14 protein-coding genes are annotated in these 17,366 nt (G+C 70.5%); 1 reads left to right on the top strand and 13 read right to left on the bottom strand.

Going from position 1 to position 17,366, the window contains the following annotated elements:
• Positions 1-24 precede the first annotated feature (24 nt).
• From AW273_RS33595 to AW273_RS33580, 4 genes are read right to left on the bottom strand one after another with little or no spacing between them, the layout of a single operon-like run.
• Positions 25-1,038 carry a glycoside hydrolase family 68 protein gene (locus AW273_RS33595; RefSeq protein ID WP_198168495.1) on the bottom strand — a complete coding sequence of 338 codons (1,014 nt, stop codon included), beginning with the start codon at positions 1,036-1,038 and terminating at the stop codon, positions 25-27.
• 2 nt (positions 1,039-1,040) lie between these two features.
• A complete protein-coding gene (locus AW273_RS33590) occupies positions 1,041-1,865 on the bottom strand; it encodes a carbohydrate ABC transporter permease (protein WP_062357297.1) in 825 nt (274 codons plus the stop codon).
• The gene (locus AW273_RS33585) at positions 1,862-2,752 is read right to left on the bottom strand and encodes a carbohydrate ABC transporter permease (protein ID WP_062357296.1); all 891 of its coding nucleotides are present in this window, start codon (positions 2,750-2,752) and stop codon (positions 1,862-1,864) included. Before AW273_RS33585 ends, AW273_RS33590 begins: the two co-directional genes overlap by 4 nt.
• Position 2,753: 1 nt before the next feature.
• The gene (locus AW273_RS33580; protein ID WP_083950249.1) at positions 2,754-4,124 is read right to left on the bottom strand and encodes an ABC transporter substrate-binding protein; all 1,371 of its coding nucleotides are present in this window, start codon (positions 4,122-4,124) and stop codon (positions 2,754-2,756) included.
• 106 nt (positions 4,125-4,230) lie between these two features.
• Here AW273_RS33580 and AW273_RS33575 point away from each other — a divergent pair, with 106 nt between their 5' ends.
• Positions 4,231-5,256: a LacI family DNA-binding transcriptional regulator gene (locus AW273_RS33575; protein WP_083950248.1), complete on the top strand. Its 1,026-nt coding sequence runs from the start codon at positions 4,231-4,233 to the stop codon at positions 5,254-5,256.
• 9 nt (positions 5,257-5,265) lie between these two features.
• On the opposite strand, the gene AW273_RS33570 is transcribed toward AW273_RS33575, so the two are convergent.
• The 9 genes from AW273_RS33570 to AW273_RS38965 all read right to left on the bottom strand — a co-directional run bounded on the left by AW273_RS33570 (position 5,266) and on the right by AW273_RS38965 (position 17,332).
• The gene (locus tag AW273_RS33570; RefSeq protein WP_062357294.1) at positions 5,266-6,036 is read right to left on the bottom strand and encodes a FadR/GntR family transcriptional regulator; all 771 of its coding nucleotides are present in this window, start codon (positions 6,034-6,036) and stop codon (positions 5,266-5,268) included.
• A gap of 55 nt (positions 6,037-6,091) precedes the next feature.
• A complete protein-coding gene (locus AW273_RS33565; protein WP_062357293.1) occupies positions 6,092-6,949 on the bottom strand; it encodes an amidohydrolase family protein in 858 nt (285 codons plus the stop codon).
• Positions 6,946-9,759 (bottom strand): NEW3 domain-containing protein, encoded by a 2,814-nt coding sequence (locus AW273_RS33560; protein ID WP_157556426.1) that lies wholly within the window; start codon positions 9,757-9,759, stop codon positions 6,946-6,948. Before AW273_RS33560 ends, AW273_RS33565 begins: the two co-directional genes overlap by 4 nt.
• Positions 9,760-9,794: 35 nt before the next feature.
• On the bottom strand, positions 9,795-10,922 hold the full coding sequence (locus tag AW273_RS33555; RefSeq protein ID WP_232327726.1) for a mandelate racemase/muconate lactonizing enzyme family protein: 1,128 nt from the start codon (positions 10,920-10,922) through the stop codon (positions 9,795-9,797).
• 25 nt (positions 10,923-10,947) lie between these two features.
• The gene (locus AW273_RS33550; protein ID WP_062357287.1) at positions 10,948-11,769 is read right to left on the bottom strand and encodes a carbohydrate ABC transporter permease; all 822 of its coding nucleotides are present in this window, start codon (positions 11,767-11,769) and stop codon (positions 10,948-10,950) included.
• The gene (locus AW273_RS33545) at positions 11,769-12,734 is read right to left on the bottom strand and encodes a carbohydrate ABC transporter permease (protein WP_198168494.1); all 966 of its coding nucleotides are present in this window, start codon (positions 12,732-12,734) and stop codon (positions 11,769-11,771) included. Before AW273_RS33545 ends, AW273_RS33550 begins: the two co-directional genes overlap by 1 nt.
• Positions 12,735-12,738: 4 nt before the next feature.
• The gene (locus tag AW273_RS33540) at positions 12,739-13,890 is read right to left on the bottom strand and encodes an ABC transporter substrate-binding protein (RefSeq protein WP_198168493.1); all 1,152 of its coding nucleotides are present in this window, start codon (positions 13,888-13,890) and stop codon (positions 12,739-12,741) included.
• Between the two features lie 206 nt (positions 13,891-14,096).
• Positions 14,097-14,852, bottom strand: a complete 756-nt coding sequence (locus tag AW273_RS33535) for a FadR/GntR family transcriptional regulator (RefSeq protein ID WP_062357284.1) — start codon at positions 14,850-14,852, stop codon at positions 14,097-14,099.
• A 92-nt stretch (positions 14,853-14,944) separates the two neighbouring features.
• The gene (locus AW273_RS38965) at positions 14,945-17,332 is read right to left on the bottom strand and encodes an RICIN domain-containing protein (protein ID WP_062357282.1); all 2,388 of its coding nucleotides are present in this window, start codon (positions 17,330-17,332) and stop codon (positions 14,945-14,947) included.
• Positions 17,333-17,366: the final 34 nt, after the last annotated feature.

Here is a 17,366-nt window from a genome sequence, read left to right as displayed (position 1 = left end):
GGGGGAACGCCCCGGACCTGACCTTCAGCAGGCTTCGAGCCGGGTGCGGTGGCCCTCCATGCGCAGTCTCAGCATGGGGGCCACCGTGCCGCCGAAGTGGGCCCGGTCGACCGGGCCCCGGTAGTCGAGGAAGCTCACCACCCGCAGGTCGTCGAGCACCATCCAGGCGTAGGCCTGGTCGGGCTGGGCCTGCGGGTTCCCGATGACGAGCCCGGAGCCGTTCAGGGGTTCGTAGGGTCCCTCCAGCGACGCCGAGACGAAGCCGTAGAGGCCGGTCGGGGCGGCGTCCGCCGGTTCGAACGACTGGCGGTGGGTGCAGAAGAACAGGTAGTACAGGCCACCGTGGACCACCACGTGAGGGCGTTCGATCTCGCGGTTGATCCCGTCGGCGACCAGGAGCGGCTGGTTCCCCGGCCCCCCGTCGGTGAGGGCGATGGCCCCCATGTATCGGTCGCCCCACGGGATCGAGGCGGCGATCAGCAGGCGGCCCCGGAACCAGGCCGGGTCGCGCCAGGCCAGGATCCGCCCCGGCCCGCCGTCGATCTCGTCGGCGGGCAGGAAGTACCGCGGGTCCGGCTGGGCGATCTCCCGGTGGACGCCGTCGCGGGCCTCGAACACCCGCTGCGTGAAGGTGGGCCGCTCCTCGCCGCGGAATCCGGTCGCCGTGTAGAAGACCGAGATCGTGCCGTCGGCGCGCCGGATCGTGGTGCCCGACCACTCGCGGCTTCCTGGAGACGCCCCGTCCGGGAAGACGTCGCCGAGGTCGATCCACTTGCCGTCGTCGTAGGCGAGCGAGCGGATGCGGGCCACGTCGTGGCGGTCCTCCGGATGGCCGGCCGCCGGGGCGGCCAGGCCCATCCAGAGTTCGCGGCCGTCGAAGAGGGCGGTGGCACCATCCTCTTCCTGGATCGGCCACATGTCCCACAGGTCGAAGCCGGGCAGCGCCGGTTCGACGGGGCCGGTGATCACCGGCGCGGTCGTCGCCGGGTCGTCGGTGATCAGGTCGAGGTGGCGCCTGGTCCACCGGGTGGTCGTCACGGTCATCCCTTCAACGAGCCCTGGAGGAGGGCCGTCACGAAACGGCGCTGGAAGATCAGGAACACCAGGAGTGTCGGCGTGAGGATGAGCAGCGACCCCGCGCACAGCAGCGGGATGTCGGTGCCCCACTGTCCCTGGAACGCCCCGAGGGCGCCCGACATCGTGCGCTGCAACGGGTCGTCGACCAGCACGATCGCCAGCAGGAACTGGTTCCACGTCCAGAGGAACAGCAGGATCGCCAGCGACGAGGTCGCCGGGGCGGCCAGCGGCACGTGGACCTTCCAGAAGAGCTGCCAGGTGCCCGCGCCGTCGATGCGGGCGCTCTCCGACAGTTCCTCGGGCATGTTCACGAAGTGGGCCCGCATCCAGAACACCGAGAACGGCATGAACAGGCCGATCAGCGGCAGGATGATCGCCCACCGCGTGTTCAGCACGCCCATGTCCCGGACCAGGTAGTAGAGCGGCGTGATGATGCCCTCGAAGGGCAGGGTCAGCCCGAGCACGAACGCCACGAAGACGAACCGCCGCCCGGGGATGCGCAGGTGCCCGATGGCGAACCCGGCCATGGTGGCCACCACCAGCGAGATCGGCACCACCCCGAGCACGATCAGCACACTCGACTTCAGCAACTCGGTCATCCGGGCGGCGGTGAACGCGGCGGCGAAGTTGCCCCACTGCGGGTCGTCGGGCCATTCGAGGCCCAGCGGGTAGCTGCCCGACGGGTGGAGCGCGGTGACGAAGAGGCTGACGAACGGCATAAGGGTGGCGGCCATCAGCACGAGCAGCAGCACCCGGCCGGTCAGGGCCTCACGACGAGCGGTTTTCATGATGAGCGGTCCCTGGTGAGCCACTGGATCGGCAGTGCGCACGCGATCACCAGCACGGTGAGGACCACCGCGAGGGCCGAGGCGACGCCGACCTGCCGTTCGGAGAAGGCCAGGTAGTAGATCTCCAGGCCGGGCACCATGCTGGCGTTGCCGGGCCCGCCCTGGGTCGAGATGTAGACGATGTCGAAGCTGGCCAGCGCGGCCACGACCGTGACGGTGACGCAGACCCCGATCTCCTGCCGCAGGCTGGGCAGGGTGATCGAGAAGAACTCGCGGAGCGGACCGGCGCCGTCGAGGCGGGCGGCCTCGTACAGAGCCGGATCGATCTTGCTCATGCCGGCCAGCAGCAGGAGCGTGCACAGGCCCAGGAGCACCCACGCGCCGATCACCCCGACCGACGGCAACGCGGTGGAGAAGTCGCCGAGCCACGCCCGGGTGATGCCCTCCAGCCCGACGGCGGTCAGGAGCTGGTTCACCAGCCCGGTCGACGACAACAACCAGCTCCAGGTGATTCCCGCCGCGACCAGCGGGATCACCTGCGGCAGGAAGATGACCGTGCGGGCCACCGTGGCGAGACGGGTCGTGGCGATGCGCCGGATCGTCGCCGCGATGGCGAGCCCGAGCGCGACCGGGACGGCGCTGAAGAACACGATGAGCTTCAGCGCGTTGAGGATCGCGGCGAACAGGTCGGGATCGGTGAAGACCCGCAGGTAGTTCTGGACGCCGTTCCAGGTGGCCACGCCGATGCCGTCCCAGGAGTAGAGGGAGTACTGCACCGTCATGGCCAGCGGCTGGATCACGAACACGACGTAGAACGCGGCCGCGGGCAGCACGAACAGCCAGCCGGCCCACTTCGACCCGCTCCGCCGCTTCACGGCCGCCTTCACGTCAGCCTCCCTTGACCTGGGACTGGTAGTCGGCCTGCACGCTCTTCAGCAGGCCGTCGGGCGTCTGCTCGCCGGCCACCAGCTTCTGCAGGTTCGGGGTCCAGCTCTTGGCGTAGATCGCGCCGGTGGCGTTGGCGATGAAGTCCATCGAGCCGTTGTCCTTCGCGATCTGGGCGCCCGCCGCGAGGGTGTTCTCGGTGACGCTGCCCGCCGCGACCGGGGGCATCGGCGCGTCGGCCGGGCCCATCGGGTGGGAGCCGCCGACCTCGACGCCGATCGTGCGCGCCTGGGCGTCGGTGGCCACCCAGTCGAGGAAGAAGGCGGCGCAGTCGGCGTTCTTGGCCTTTTCGCCGATGCCGAAGGTCAGCGGGGCCGACATGGCGGCGCGCTTGCCGCCGGCCTGGGCCGGGGGCATCAGGAAGAAGCCGATGTTCCCGGCCATCTGCTTGTCGAGGTTGCCCGACTCCCAGTCGCCGTTGAACATGAACAGGCCGTCGCCCTTGATGAAGCGGCTCATCATGGTGGCGTAGTCGACGGCGTTGACGTCCTTCCAGAAGTAACCGGCCTTGATCCACTTCTCCAGGTGCTGGGTGGCCTGGAGGTTCGACGGGGTGTCGATGGTCGCGCCGGGCTTCTGGTAGATCCACTCGTTGATCGGCGCCGACGGGCCGTAGGAGGCCATCAGGTCCTGGAGCGGGAAGGCCAGGCCGCCGGTCGCGCCGCCGTTGAACTGGGCGATCGGGGCCAGACCCGCGTCCTTGGCCTTGGCCATGGCGGCGTCGAGGTCGGCGAGCGTCTCGGGCGGGGTGGTCATGCCGATCTGCTCGGCCAGCTTCTTGTTGTAGAAGACGCCCGTCATGGAGAAGTTCAGGCCCATGGCGTAGAGGGAGCCCTCACCGCGCACGGCGCCGCCGGGGGCCAGCCTCATCTGCTCAAGCTGGGAGGCGGGCCACTGGTCCCAGCCGAAGACCTTGGCGTAGTCGTCGAGGTTCTTGAGCAGGTTGTTCTTGACCAGCTCGGAGACCTGGGGCAGGCGCATCAGGTCGGGCGGGTCGTCGGCCAGCACACGCGGGGCGTTCTGGGTGATCACCGCGAACTGGTCTTCGCGGATGTCCCAGGTGACGTTCGGGTGCTGCTTGGTGAACTCATCGGTGAGCGCCTTCGCGATCGGGAAGCCCGTCTCGAAGTAGCCCTTCAACGTGACGGCCTCGGTGCCGCAGGTGGGCGCGGACGACAGCGCCGGCGCCGACGAGGCGGCGGCCGTCGGTTGGGCGTTGCCACTGCCCGGCGCGGCGCACGCGGCGGCCAGGCTTCCCCCCAGGATGACCACCATCGCCACGCGGCTCCGGCGGGAGTGAACTCGACGAGACATGGTGCGTCTCCCTTTGCTAAATCGGATTAGCGATGCGATAGTCTCACCGTGCGTATCCGACCGTGTCAAGGCCCCGTAATGGGGTTGAAACCTGGAGGTCCCCCCGGTGAGCCGACGTCGGGTCACCTTGGCCGATCTGGCCGAGGCGGCCGGAGTGTCCCGTACGACCGCCTCTCTCGTGATGACGGGCAGGGGCCGTGAGCTGCGCATATCTCACGACGTGGAGCAGAGGGTACTGCGTGCCGCCGATGAGTTGGGCTATCGGCCGAACGCGGTGTCCGTCGGGCTGCGCACCGGCACGACCCGCACGATCGGCTTCGTCTCCGACACCGTCGCGACATCCCGCCTCGCCGGAGACATGATCAAGGGCGCCCTGGAGGCCGCCCGCGAACGCGGCGTGATGTTGTTCATCGGTGAGAGCGAAGGCGATCCCGAACTGGAGCGCGGCCTGCTGCACGCCATGCAGGACCGCCAGGTCGACGGCATCATCCTGGCCTCCATGTTCACCCGTACGATCAAGGTGCCGAAGGACATCGGCCCGGCCGTCCTGCTCAACGCGCTGCCCCGGCCGGCTTCGGGCCTGCCCTCGATCGTGCCCGACGAGATCGAGGCCGGGCGGTCGGCCGCCCGGGTGCTGCTCGACGCCGGGCACCACGACGAGGTCTACGTGATCGGCGCCGGGCCGACGCTACGCGACGTGCCCGCCGACAGCGTCGCGGCCGTCGAGCGCCTGATCGGCATCCAGGAGACCGGGCTGAAGATCGCCGGAGGGCGGGTCTGCCCCGACTGGCAGCCCGAACACGGCCTGGCCGCGACCCGCGCGCTGCTGGCCGAGCACCGCCCCCGGGCGCTGATCTGCCTCAACGACCGGGTGGCGCTCGGCGCCTACCAGGCGCTCGGCGAAGCCGGGCTATCGGTGCCCGGCGACGTCTCGGTGGTGTCGTTCGACGACCACCCGATCGCGTCGTGGATATGGCCCAAGCTGACGACCGTGGCGCTGCCCCACTACGAACTGGGCCGCAAGGCCGTGGAGGTGCTGTTCGCCCAGATGGCCGGGGAGGTGGAGCCCGGCCAGGTGTTCCGGGTCCCCATGCCGGTGCGGCACCGGGAGTCGGTCGCCCCGAGGTCGTGACGCGCCGTGTCAGCGCCGCAGGCGCACCGGCTCTCCCGGCCCGCCCCGGCGGACCAGCCAGGCCTCGGTGATGTGGGTGAACATCGCCTCGGAGGCGCCTTCGGGGTCGCCCAGGGCGACGCGCTCGTAGATGCGCCGGTGGCCGAGGTTGGAGGCCACGCACAACGCCCGTTCGGTGCGGCCCGTGTAGCGCGAGGTGTTGATCACCTGGCTCTCCAGTTGCCGCACGACCGCCCGCGCGATGCGGTTGCCGGACGCCCGCATGATCGTGTCGTGGAAGGCCCGGTCGTAGTCGGCGTAGGCGACGGGGTCGCCGACCAGTTCGTCCATGCGGTCGACGAGGGCGCGCAGGCGTTCGACGATCTCGCCGTCGGCGACGCGGGCGGCCACGTGGGCCATGTCCGACTCCAGCAGGCGCCGGGTGACGACCAGGTCGTCGAGCACGGTGATGCCGTCGTCCTGGGCGATGGTCGCGCCCAGGACGAGTTCGTCGAGCATGTTCCACTCGGAGGGCGGCGTGACGATCGTGCCGCTGCCCTGCCGGACCTGAACCAGCCCTTTCTCCTGGAGGACCTTCACCGCCTCGCGGACCACGGTCCGGCTGACGGAGAAGGACTCGCACAACGCCGGTTCGGGCGGCAGCGGGGTGCCGGGGGCGTGTACCCCCCGGACGATGCGGTCGACGAGTTCCCCCGTGAGCGCCTGGGCGAGGTTGGCCGGTCGTTTCGTCCAGTCCGGAGACGGCCCGGTGCCCGTGGACGCCCTCCCAGATGCCGCCATGTCCCCTCCAGCTACCCCCACCGCATGTGTGCGATGAGTCTAGACGTCATACGAATCACGTGGTGGACAGGCGGTACACGCGCTCGGCCGTCCCGCTGAAGACCGCACGCCGTTCTCCCTCCGACAATCCGGCCAGGAGGGTCCGCACGGTGTCGGTCCACCTGGGCAGCGACCCGGCGAGCAGGCAGACGGGCCAGTCGGAGCCGAACATCAGCCGGTCGGGGCCGAACGCCTCGATCGCGACCTCCACGTAGGGCCGCAGGCCGTCGGCGTCCCACCGCTCCCGGTCGGCCTCGGTGATGAGGCCCGAGAGCTTGGCGGTCACGTTGGGCTCGGCGGCCAGCCGCCTCAGCAAAACGGCCCACGACTCCAGCTCCCCGGCCGCGATCGCCGGTTTGGCCAGGTGGTCGAGCACGAAACCGAGGTGGGGCAGGGCCCGCACGGTCTCGATCGCGGCCGGGAGCTGGTGGGGCGCCACCAGCAGGTCGTAGGTGAGCCCGGCCGAGGCCACGTGGCGCAGGCCCGCGCGCACGTCGTCGCGCGCGAGCCAGGCCGGGTCGGGTTCGCCCTGCACGAGGTGGCGGATGCCGCGCAGCAGCCCGCCGCCGGGCGAGGCGGCCAGCGCGGCGAGTTCCTCCGGCAGGTCGGGCCGGGTCAGGTCGGCCCATCCCACCACGGCGGCGATGGTCTTCGACCCCGCCGCCGTGAGGAGGAACTCGCGCGTCTCGTCGGCGTCGGCCAGGACCTGCACCAGGACCGACCGGCTCACCCCCGCCTCGGCGGCGGTGGCGGCGTAGTCGGCCGGGGAGAAGTCGCGCAGCAGGATCTTCATCTCGGGGGAGGTCAGCCAGTCCTGGGGACGCCGGGACAGATCCCAGAGGTGGTGGTGCGCGTCGACGACGAAGTCGCTCATGCCTGCCTCACAGTGAAGTCGCTGAATCCGAACCAACCCGCGCGCGACGTGGCCGTCAGGCCCGCGTCCTGCCGGTGCGCGGCGCCCGTCAGGTCGGCGGTCGGGCCGACCTTGATCCACGTGGTGCCGCTGCGAGAGTAGTAGCCGCTGACCTGATCGCCCGAGCGCACCAGCCGCACCCAGACCGGCGCCCCGATGTCGGGGACCGACCCGGCCGTGTCGAGGCGGCCGTCGCCGTCGGCGTCCCAGCGGAAGACCACGCCGTCGCCGGGCGTGGCGACCATGGCCGCGTGCCCCGGCGAGCAGCCGGAGAGGTCGTCGCGGAGCACGACGCCGGCCTCGGCTCGTGGGTCGGTGGGGTCGAGGTGGGTGACCCGGGCCGTGATGACGGCCGAGGGCCCGGCCACGCCGTCGCGGTAGACGACGCCGTACTCGTCGGGTGATCCGGCTCCGGCGATCATGATGGCGTACCGGGAACCGGCCTCGGCGAAGCGGCTGGACACCGAGCCCTGCGACTTCAGCGACGTGAGCGGGTTCAATGTGGTCAGCGTGAGCGACCGGACCGCCTCCGCCCCGGCCAGGTCGGCCCATCCGGAGACGACCGCCTTCACCACCGCCGACCCCACGGGCACCCGGGCCGACGCGGGCGCGGTGACCTTCCAGGTCTCCGTGCCGGACGCCCCCGAGTCCAGCCCGCACCGGGCCGGCCGGCCCAGGCGTTCGGCCCGCCAGCCGTCGGGGACGACGAGCGCGACGGTCACCGCCGACGCCCGGCGATCACTGAGGTTCCGCACCGTCACCGTGACGACCGCCGTCTCCCCCGCGTCCAGCACGGGCGGGTCGGCCGTCACGGACACCCCGAAAGGGGGCCGCCCCGGGTCGGGCGGTCCGCGGTGGTCGCCGGTGGGACCGGCGTCGTAGATCACCCGGGTGGCCTCGACGGGGAGGGTCTCCGGCGTGACGGTCACGTTGCCGCGCACGACGTCGCCCCGGCGGCCGTCGGCGACCCCGGTGATGGCCGGGTTGGTGACGTGGTTGCCGGTCAGGGTCAGGTCGCCGGTGCGGTTGCCGTTGGCGGTGTTGGCGTGCGCCCACGGGCCGGCGGTGTGCACGAAGACGTTGCCGCGCACGGTCAGGTGGCGGGAGGCCTCGTCGAAGTAGATCCCGTACTGGCCGCTGTTCTCGCAGTAGTTCTCCTCGATGACCCCGCCGGGTATCGCCGAGAGGGTGTAGAGGGCGCCCCCGCCGGACATCGTCCGCACCACGTCGCGCACGTGGTTGCCGACGACGTGGACGTCCCTCATCGTCGTCGGGGTGTCGTAGACGGGGCGGAAGTCGTACAGGCCGCGGGCGAGGTAGTCGAGGCTGCCGCCCGGGTCGTTGGCGCCCCAGCCGTAACCGAGGGCGATTCCCGAGTAGGGCAGGTCGGCGACGTGATTGTGAGCGACGGTCAGCCGGGTGACGTAGCTGGCGAAGACGCCGGCGTGGTCGAGGTAGTCCACCGCCGTCGCGAAGACGCGGTTGTCGCGGATCACGATGTCGCCGTTGACCATGCGGGGGTCGGAGGGGTGGTGCGCGTCCGGCCGCACGCCGCCGATCGTGATGCCGCCTCCGGCGTTCGCGGTGAAGGTGCCGCCGCTGACCGTGATGCGACGCGCGCCCAGCCCGACGCCGGTGGCGTGGGCGTTCGCGTCGTTGCCGATGCCGAGGGCGACCGAGCCGAGGTTGACGAAGGCGCAGCCGGCGAACGTGACGTCCTCCGCCGCCGACACCTGGACCGCCCCGGGGACCTGGAACCAGCCGTCGCGGGAGGCCTCGAACCCCGCGCAGCCGACCGCGCACGAGGCGAACGCGTCGGCCGGTCGGTGCGGCTGCGGGCCGGCGATGAAGGCGCCGGTCTGCTGGTTGGCGTAGCCGTCGGAGGACGACGGGCGCAACCACGTGGTGCCGGTGAAGGCCAGGTTCTCGAACCGCAGGTTGCGGGCCGGTTCGTCGTAGGTGCCGCCGACCTCCAGCAGCGACTCCAGGCGCGGCAGTTCGACCCGCGCCGTGGCCAGGTCCTGCCCCGGGAGCGGCCGGTAGTAGAGCGTGCCCGACGTGGGGTCCAGGTACCACTCGCCGGGTTCGTTCAGGAAGCTCCGGGAGTTGACCAGGAAGTACTCCGGGACGCGCATCGGCGCCTGGAGGGTGTCGTAGCCGTAGGTGTTGTTGTCCCACGCCGGCTGCCGCATGACGACGGTCGCCCCGGTGATGCGCTCGACCGGGGCGAACCGGTTGGTGAAAGCCGACGTCGCCTGGAACTCGACGCGGCCCTGGTCGGGCAGGCCGGCCAGCCACGCCAGCGCGGGGTCGTCCAGGGTGAGGCCGGTGGCGGTGAGCGTGACGTGCTCGCGCGGCAGGCCGATCCGGGCCCGCCGCGCGAGCACGCCGTCGACGTAGAGCTGGCGGGTGTCGGGTCCGGCGTCCACCCGGGCCCGGTGGACGCCGGTCGCGGGGTCGTCGGGCTCCCAGCCGGTGACCGGGACGGCGCCGCTGATCACCGGCTCGGCGCCGCGGGCCGCCGTCCAGGTCACGGGGTGGCCGTCGCGGCCGGAGTCGGCCGCGTCCAGCCGCAGCGGCTCGGTCAGCCGGTGCACGCCGTCGAGGAGTTCCACGGTCACGTCGAGATGGCCCTGGGCGAGGGCGGCGCGCACCCGGCGCCGCGCCTCCCCCAGGGTCGCGAGCGGGCGGTTCCGCCTGCCGGGCCCGGCGTCGTCGGCGTTCCCGGCGCCGGTGGGGGCGACGGTGACGACCACGGGTGAGAGAGACACGGCAGATCCTTTCTTCCGGCGCGGACGCGCGGACGTCAGTGCACGCGGGGAGCCAGCAACCGCAGGCCGGCCAGCCCGGGGCGGACGGCCGGGCTGTCGTAGGCGCGGGTGACCGGGCCGTCGGTGATGGCCCCGATCGCGTCCTCGTCGAGCGTGACGCCCACCCCCGGCGTGTCGCCCAGGACGAACGCGCCGTCCTCGACGGACACGTCGAGGACCAGCCCGGTCGGCGGCCGGAGATCCTGCAATTCGGTGACCAGGTGGTTCGGCACCGACGTGGCGGCGTGCAGCAGCCCGAACGGGGTGGTGCCGATCGGGCTGACGGGCAGGTCGTAGGCGTGCGCCAGCGCCGACACGCGCAGGAAGTGGGTGACCCCCCAGACCGCCGCCGTCTGGACGACGTCGACGGCGCCGGCCGTGATCAGGGGCCGGAACTGCTCCAGCCCCGTGAGGTTCTCCCCCGTGGCGACCGCGGCGCGCACCCCCCGGCCCACCGCCGCGAGGCCGTCGGCGTCCCAGCGCCGGACGGGCTCCTCGACCCAGGTCAGGTCCAGGGTGCGCTCCAGTTCGGCCACGTGGCGGACCGCCTGCTTGCGTGACCAGGCCTCGTTGGCGTCGAGCATCAACCCCGGCCGGGCGCCGTTCCCCGCCTCGGTGAGCACGTCGCGCACGAGGGTCAGGCGGTCGCGGTCGCGGTCGACGTCCAGGCCGCCCTTGAGCTTGGCGGCGCGCAGGCCGCGTTCGGCGTACTCCTTGTACAGGCTGACGAGCCCGGCGTCGTCCAGGCCGATGTCCAGGCCGGAGGCGTAGGCGGGCACCCGCCGGTCGCGCCCGCCGAGCAGGCGCCACAACGGTTCGCCGGCCGCCTTGGCCTTGATGTCCCACAGGGCGGTGTCGAGCGCCCCGATGGTGCCGAACACGGTTCCCGCGTGGCCGGCCTTGAAGGTCCGCCGCAGCATGCGGTCGTAGAGCGCCGTCACGCCGCGTGGATCCTCTCCCTCCAGCGCGGAGAAGATCGAGTCGATCTCCACGTGCGGGCCCATGCCGACGCCCGTGATGCCCACGTCGGTCTCGACGACGACGATCGGGACCTGGACGACCCCGTCGGCGTAGAGACCGTTGGCGTCCCCGACGGGACGGCCCCAATCATGGACGGTGGTCAACGCGCGATACCCCGAGATGCGCATGTCAGCCCTTCGTGGAACCGGCGGTCACACCGTCGGCGATCTGACGCTGGAGGAACAGGTAGACGAGGAGAACGGGCACGGCGGCGATCAGCACTCCGGACGCGAAGGTGGGCACGTTGTCGGTGTACTGGCCGCGCAGGGAGGTGACCCCGACCATGAGGGTGCGGTGGTCGGCCGACGGCATCATCAGCAGCGCGATGATCACGTCGTTCCAGCAGAACAGGGCGTCCAGGATGCCGACCGACAACAACGCGGGCCGGCCGATGGGCACCATGATCCGGCGGTAGACGCCGTAGACGGTGTTGCCGTCGATGCGGGCCGCGTCCACGATCTCCTTGGGGACCGACCGGTAGTAGCTGGTCATCAGGAACACGGTGAACGGCAGGAACTGGGCCACGTAGGCGAGGATCAGTCCCGGATAGGTGTCGATGAGGCCGGTGTCGGCCATGACCCGCGACAGCGGCACCATGATCACCTGGAACGGGATGAACAGGGCGGCCAGGCAGCCGATGAACAGGGCCTTCGACCCGCGGAACGGCAACCTGCTCAGCGCGAATCCGGCCATCGAGCCCAGGAGCAGCAGCAGGAACACCGACGCCGCCACCACCAGCAGCGAGTTGGCGAAATAGCGCGCCATGCCGACGCTGCCCCACGCCGTGACGATGTTGTCCCAGTGGAGCGTGTCGGTCAGCGAGAACCGGTCCAGCACGTACTCGCGCCGGGTCTTCATGGCCACGTTGGCGGTGAAGACGAGCGGATAGATCGTGGCCAGGGCCAGGATCGCCATCGGAACGGCGACCACCCACTTGGCGAGGCGCCGCATCAGTCCTCCCGTCCCGCGCGGCGCAGCACGCTGATCTGCAGCAGCCCCACCACGAGCATGATGAGGAACAGGACCGTGGAGGCCGCCGAGGCGAGCGCGGGCCGGTTCATCTGCCCCTGCTGAATCCAGATGTAGTACTCCGGCAGGTAGGTCGACCCCTCGGGCCCGCCGCTGGTCATCACGTAGAGCAGGCCGAACATCGAGGTCAGCATGCCGATCATCGTCGTGACGAAGACGAACTGGATCGTCTGGCTCAGGCTCGGGATGATGACGTGCCAGATGCTCTGGCGCAGCGACGCGCCGTCGACGCGGGCGGCGTCGAGCAGCGAGGAGTCCAGCGTGGCGAAGCCGGCCAGGAACACCACCAGGGCCATGCCGAACGTCGCCCAGATCTGCACCCCGACGACGGCGAACTTCGCCACCCCCGGGTCGCCCAGCCAGTCGACCGGGCCCAGGCCGACCGCTCCGAGGAACTCGTTCAGCGGGCCGTCGAAGGCGAGCATGAGGTTGAAGATGGCCCCGACGATCACCGGCGACAACACGGCGGGGAAGAAGTAGACGCTGCGGAAGAACCGGTGGCCCGGCACCTTCAGGTAGATGAACGTCGCCAGCAGCCCCGGGATCGCGACGGCGACCGGCAGGAGCAGCACCAGCAGCCCCACGTTGGCCAGCGCGGTCTGGAACAGCGGGTCGTCGAGCAGCTCCAGGTAGTTGGCGAAGCCGACCGCCGTGCCGTTGGCGTCGCCGTCTCCGGTGAAGGAGAAGTTGACGCCCAGCGCGAGCGGGTAGAGCCGCAGCGCCACGATGATCAGCACCGCCGGGGCGATCAGCACATACGGCGCGAGGCGTTCGGAACGCCCTCTGCGGCGGGCCGCGCCGTGGCGGGCCCGTTCCTTCGTGCCTCCCTCGGCGGCCCGCCCGGGGTTACCCGGGCGGACCACCGGTGAGGTGTTCCTCGTCGGCACCGGCTCAGTTCTCCTGGTCGGAGGCGGCCAGTTCCTCCACCGCCTCGTCGACGGTCGCCGAGCCGCTCAGCAGCTTCTGGGACAACCGCCCCATCAGGTCGATGGTCTTGGAGTCCATCGCGACGTGCAGCGCCGGCTTGCCCGTCTTGAGGTGGAACACGATCACGCCGACGGCGGGAGCGTCCTGGGGCGCGGTGATGGTGGTGTCGGACGCGATCGCGCCCGCCTCGGCGGAGAAGGACGACAGGGCGTCGGTGGTGGTCAGCGACCGGACCAGATCGGCCGCGGCCTTCGGGTCCTTCGTCCACTTGGCCACCGCGTAGCCGATGCCGCCGTCGTAGGCCAGGCTCGGCGTGGCCCCCTGGGTGACGGTCGGGGCGAGCATGACGCCGACCTTGTCGGGGCCGATGAACTCGCCGAAGTCCTTCCAGTGGCCGATGTCGGACATCAGGCCGATGATGTGGGCCGCCTTGCCGGTGTTGAAGACGGAGAAGATGTCGGTGAACATCGCCGTGGAGTTGGCGCCCTCGTTGTTGAGGCCCTTGTCCCCCGCTTCCTTCCACATCTCGAAGATCTTCTTGACGTGGGGGGACTTCCAGTCGCGCTGGCCGGCGATCCAGGCGTCGTACTCGGCCGGTGTCAGGACGCCCGAGCCGAGGCCGGAAAGCCAGAACTGCGGCCCGATGCCCTCCTTGTTGCCGAGGGCGAAGCAGGCGGCGCCGGTCGCCTTCTTGATCTTGTCGCAGTTGGCGAGGAACTCGTCCCACGTCGTGGCGGGGGCGGCGAGACCGGCCTTCTCGTAGAGGGCCTTGTTGTAGTAGATCGGGTGGCCCTGGAGCGTCACCGGGGCGGCGTAGGTCTTGCCGTCCTTGGCGAAGGCCTCCCAGCCGGCCAGGCGCGAGCGGTCTTCGGCCACGTACTCGTCGATGGGCAGCAGCGAGTCGGCCCGGTCGCGGATCTGGCCGCCACCGTTGAAGAGCATGACGTCGGGCCCGGTTTTGGTCTGCATGGCGGCGCCGAGCAGGGTGTAGTACTGCTCGAACGGCTGGGGCACGAACTCGACGGTGACGTTCGGGTGCTTCTTGGCGAAGTCGGCCTTCGCCTTTTCGATGTACGAGGCGGCGTAGGGCTCACCGGACTTCCAGTCCCAGACCACGAGCTTGGTCGTGCCGGCCGCGGCCGATCCGGTCGGCGTGGACGCGGGACTCGTCGCACTGCCGCACCCGGCAACCGTTAACGCTAACACCACAACGCCCGCGCACAGGGTTCGCTTCATCGCTGTTCACTCTCCCGGCGGCGGCCGGTCGGCCCGGCCGCTCATGTGAACCGGAACGTAATTCGTATGACGTCTTACGTCAATACTTATTCGGTCGCCGAGAAGATCCGTTGCTGAATCTCTCTCCGATAGTCCGCCAGGGTGTTGTCGATGTGGGCGGCGGCGGCCTCCGCCGCGGCCTCGGCGTCGCCGACGCGGATCGCCTGGAAGATGGCCTCGTGCTCCTCGACCGCCTTGGCCGCGTGGCCGCCGATCGAGCCGCTCATGCCGATCAGGCTCGACTGCGCCTGGAGCCGCCGTGCCTCCCTGACGGCCACCTGAAGGAACATGTTGTGGGACGCCGTCGCGATGGCCGTGTGGAAGGCGTCGTCGCCCTCGTTGAACAGGTCTCCGCGGTCGGTGTCGAACCCATGCCGGCAGACGCCCGCGGCCTTCTCGATCTCGTGCAGCTCCGCGGGCGTGGCCCGGCGCGCGGCCAGGCGGCTGGTCTCCATCTCCTGGGTACGCCGGAACTCGAACAGCATGTAGACGTGGTCGAGGTCGGTCGGGAGGAAGAACGGCGCCCACCGGCCGGTCCCGAGCATGCCCTCGTCGTCGGCCACATAGAGGCCGCGCCCCTTGTGCGCCCGCACCCGGCCCAGGGCGGACAGGATCTTCACCGCCTCGCGGACCACCGTGCGGCTGGTGCCCAGCCGCTGCGCCAGGTCTATCTCCGTGGGCATGCGGTCACCCGGCCGCAGCCGCAGCCGGCTGATCAGCTCCAGCACCTGCTCCGCCGCCACCTCGTATCCGGGCCGATAAGGGGCCGCCGCCCGCTCCACGCCGCTCGTCTGCTCTGCCACACCTCCAAGAGTACGACTGATGGACCTCACCATGAGGCCGCACATCCACGCCGAAGGGGGGCCGGACGCCGAGACCGGCCCCCCTCGTTTCATCAGCCCCGCAGGGTCCAGCGCTGGTTCGCGCCGGCGTGGCAGGACCAGAGCTGCACGCGGCTGCCGTTGGCCGTGGCGTTGCCGGACACGTCCAGGCACAACCCCGACTGGACGCCGGAGATGGTGCCGTCGGCGTTGACGGTCCACCGCTGGTTGGCGCCGCCGTTGCAGTCCCAGATCACCACCGGGGTCCCGTTGGCGGTGCCCTGGCCCGAGGCGTCCAGGCACTTGTTCCCGAACACCGTGAACTGCCCGGACGACGTCCGCGTCCACCGCTGGGTGGACACCCCGGAGCAGTCCCAGATGTGCGTCGGCGATCCGTTGGCGTTGCTGTTGTTCTGCACGTCGACGCACCGGTTCGACTGCACGCCCACCAGCTCCACGGTCTGCGGGTTGGTGGTGCCGCCCTGCGGCCCGGCGGCGTTCATGACGGCCTGGGCGCCCGAGGGCCAGCTTCCGTTGGAGACGACGACGTTGTTGTTGACGACGTTGCCCCGGTCACCGTTGGTCACGTTGGTGGAACTGCTGCTGGTCCAGTTCCCGGTGACCGTCCAGTTGCCCATGTTCTCCCCGCCCCAGTAGTTGGCGGTGGCCCACACTCCGATGGAGGAGAAGACGTTGTTCCTGACGGTGTAGTACTTGGACCCCTCGTCGAAGTAGACGCCGAAGTGCCCGTTGGTGCGCAGGCAGTAGTTGTCGCTGATGACCGCGCCCGGGTTCCACGACAGGGTGTAGATGCAGCCGCCGTCGTTCATCTGCTGCATCACGTCGTGGACGTAGTTGCCGATGAGCCGGTTGTTCGAGGCGGTCGTCGGGGTCGTGTAGCGGGGCTGGTAGTTGTACAGGCCCCGGTTGGCGTACTGGGTGTTGCCGCCGGTGTCGTTGGCGCCCCAGCCGTAGCCGATCGACATGCCGGTGTAGGGCATGTTGTAGACCTCGTTGTACGACACCGTCGCGTCGCTGACGTAGGTGGTCAGCACCGACACGATGCCCCGGTAGTCCAGCCCCAGGTCGTGGATGCGGTTGTTGCTGATCGTGATGTTGCGGTTGACCATGCGCTGGTCGCTGGGGTGGTGGGCGTCGGCCCTGACCCCGCCGACCACGACGCCGCCGGCCGAGCTGCGGGCGATCTCCGACCGGGTGATCGTGATGTTGCTCGCCGCCAGGCCGACGCCGCTGGTGTTGGCGTTGGCGTCGTTGCCGATCCCGATGGCGGTCTGCCCGAGGTTGACGAACTGGGAGTCGCCGAAGGTGATGCTGTCGGCCGCCGAGATCTGCACGGCCGCGGGCATCTGGTTCCAGTTCGGCCGGGCGGCCTCGAACTGCGTGCATCCGTTGTGGCAGGTCGAGAAGCCGGGCCAGCTCCAGTTGCCGTAGATGTAGGAACCGGTCTGCTGGTCGACGAAGCCCTGGTTGCTGCTCGGGCCGAGCCACGTCGTGCCGGTGAAGGTGATGCCGGAGAACGTGATGTGGTGGGCGGGCGCGGACAGGGTGCCGCCCACCGACACCAGTGACTGCAGCACCGGCATCTCGACGCTGAGGCTGCTCATGTTCTGGCCGGAGGCCGGGATGTAGTAGAGGACCCCGGTGCCGGTGTTGAGGTACCACTCGCCCGCGGCGTCGAGGAACTCGTAGGCGTTGGCCAGGTAGAGCGGCCCGGCCCGGTGCGGCTGGGTGAAGGTGTCGTAGCCGAAGTTGTTGTTGTTCCAGGCCGGCTGCTGCATCGTGATCTGGCCGCCGCTGATGCTCTGCACCGGGGAGTACCGGTCGGTGAACGACCCGACGCTCTCCATCTCGACCCGGCTCTGGTTCGCCAGGTTGTTGAGGTAGTTCAGGGCGCTGTTGGTGAAGCGCATGCCGGTGCTGCTCGCGGTGAAGTCGGCCCGGTTGACCTGGGTGCGCGCCCGGATCGCGGCCGCGCCGTTGACGTAGAGCTGGCGGGTGTCGACGCCGGTGCCCACGTTGGCCCGCCAGATGTTCTTGGCGGAGTCGGCCAGCGTCCAGCCGGTGACGGCCCGGGCGCCGGTGATCACCGGCCGGGCGCCGGCGGCGGCCTGCCAGCGCACGGTGTAGCCGTTGTTGCCCGAGTCGGCGGCCGTCAGCCTGAGCGGCGTGGTCAGCCGGTAGGTGCCCGCGGCCAGTTCGACGACGATGTCACCGGACATGGCGGCGTTCAGCGACCGGACCGCCGTCTGGGCCGCCGAGATCGAGCACGGCTGCGCCGAGGTGCACGCGGTGCCAGAACCGGTGGCCGAGACGTACAGGGTCGTGGTCGCCGCGGCGGCCGGGGAGACCGGGGCCGCGACGGTGACCGCCACGGTGAGCCCGAGCGCGGTGGTCCCGGCGGACAACACCCTTCTCAGGGCGGATAAGGAGAACGGGAGCATGGAGCCTTCCTTGGGGGGAGCGTTCGGCCGGGGG

Source organism: Herbidospora yilanensis (assembly GCF_001570565.1).
In the GTDB taxonomy this organism is placed as follows: domain Bacteria; phylum Actinomycetota; class Actinomycetes; order Streptosporangiales; family Streptosporangiaceae; genus Herbidospora; species Herbidospora yilanensis.
Note: the sequence above shows the minus strand (reverse complement) of the source record. Positions and strands in the feature narration are given on the sequence as shown.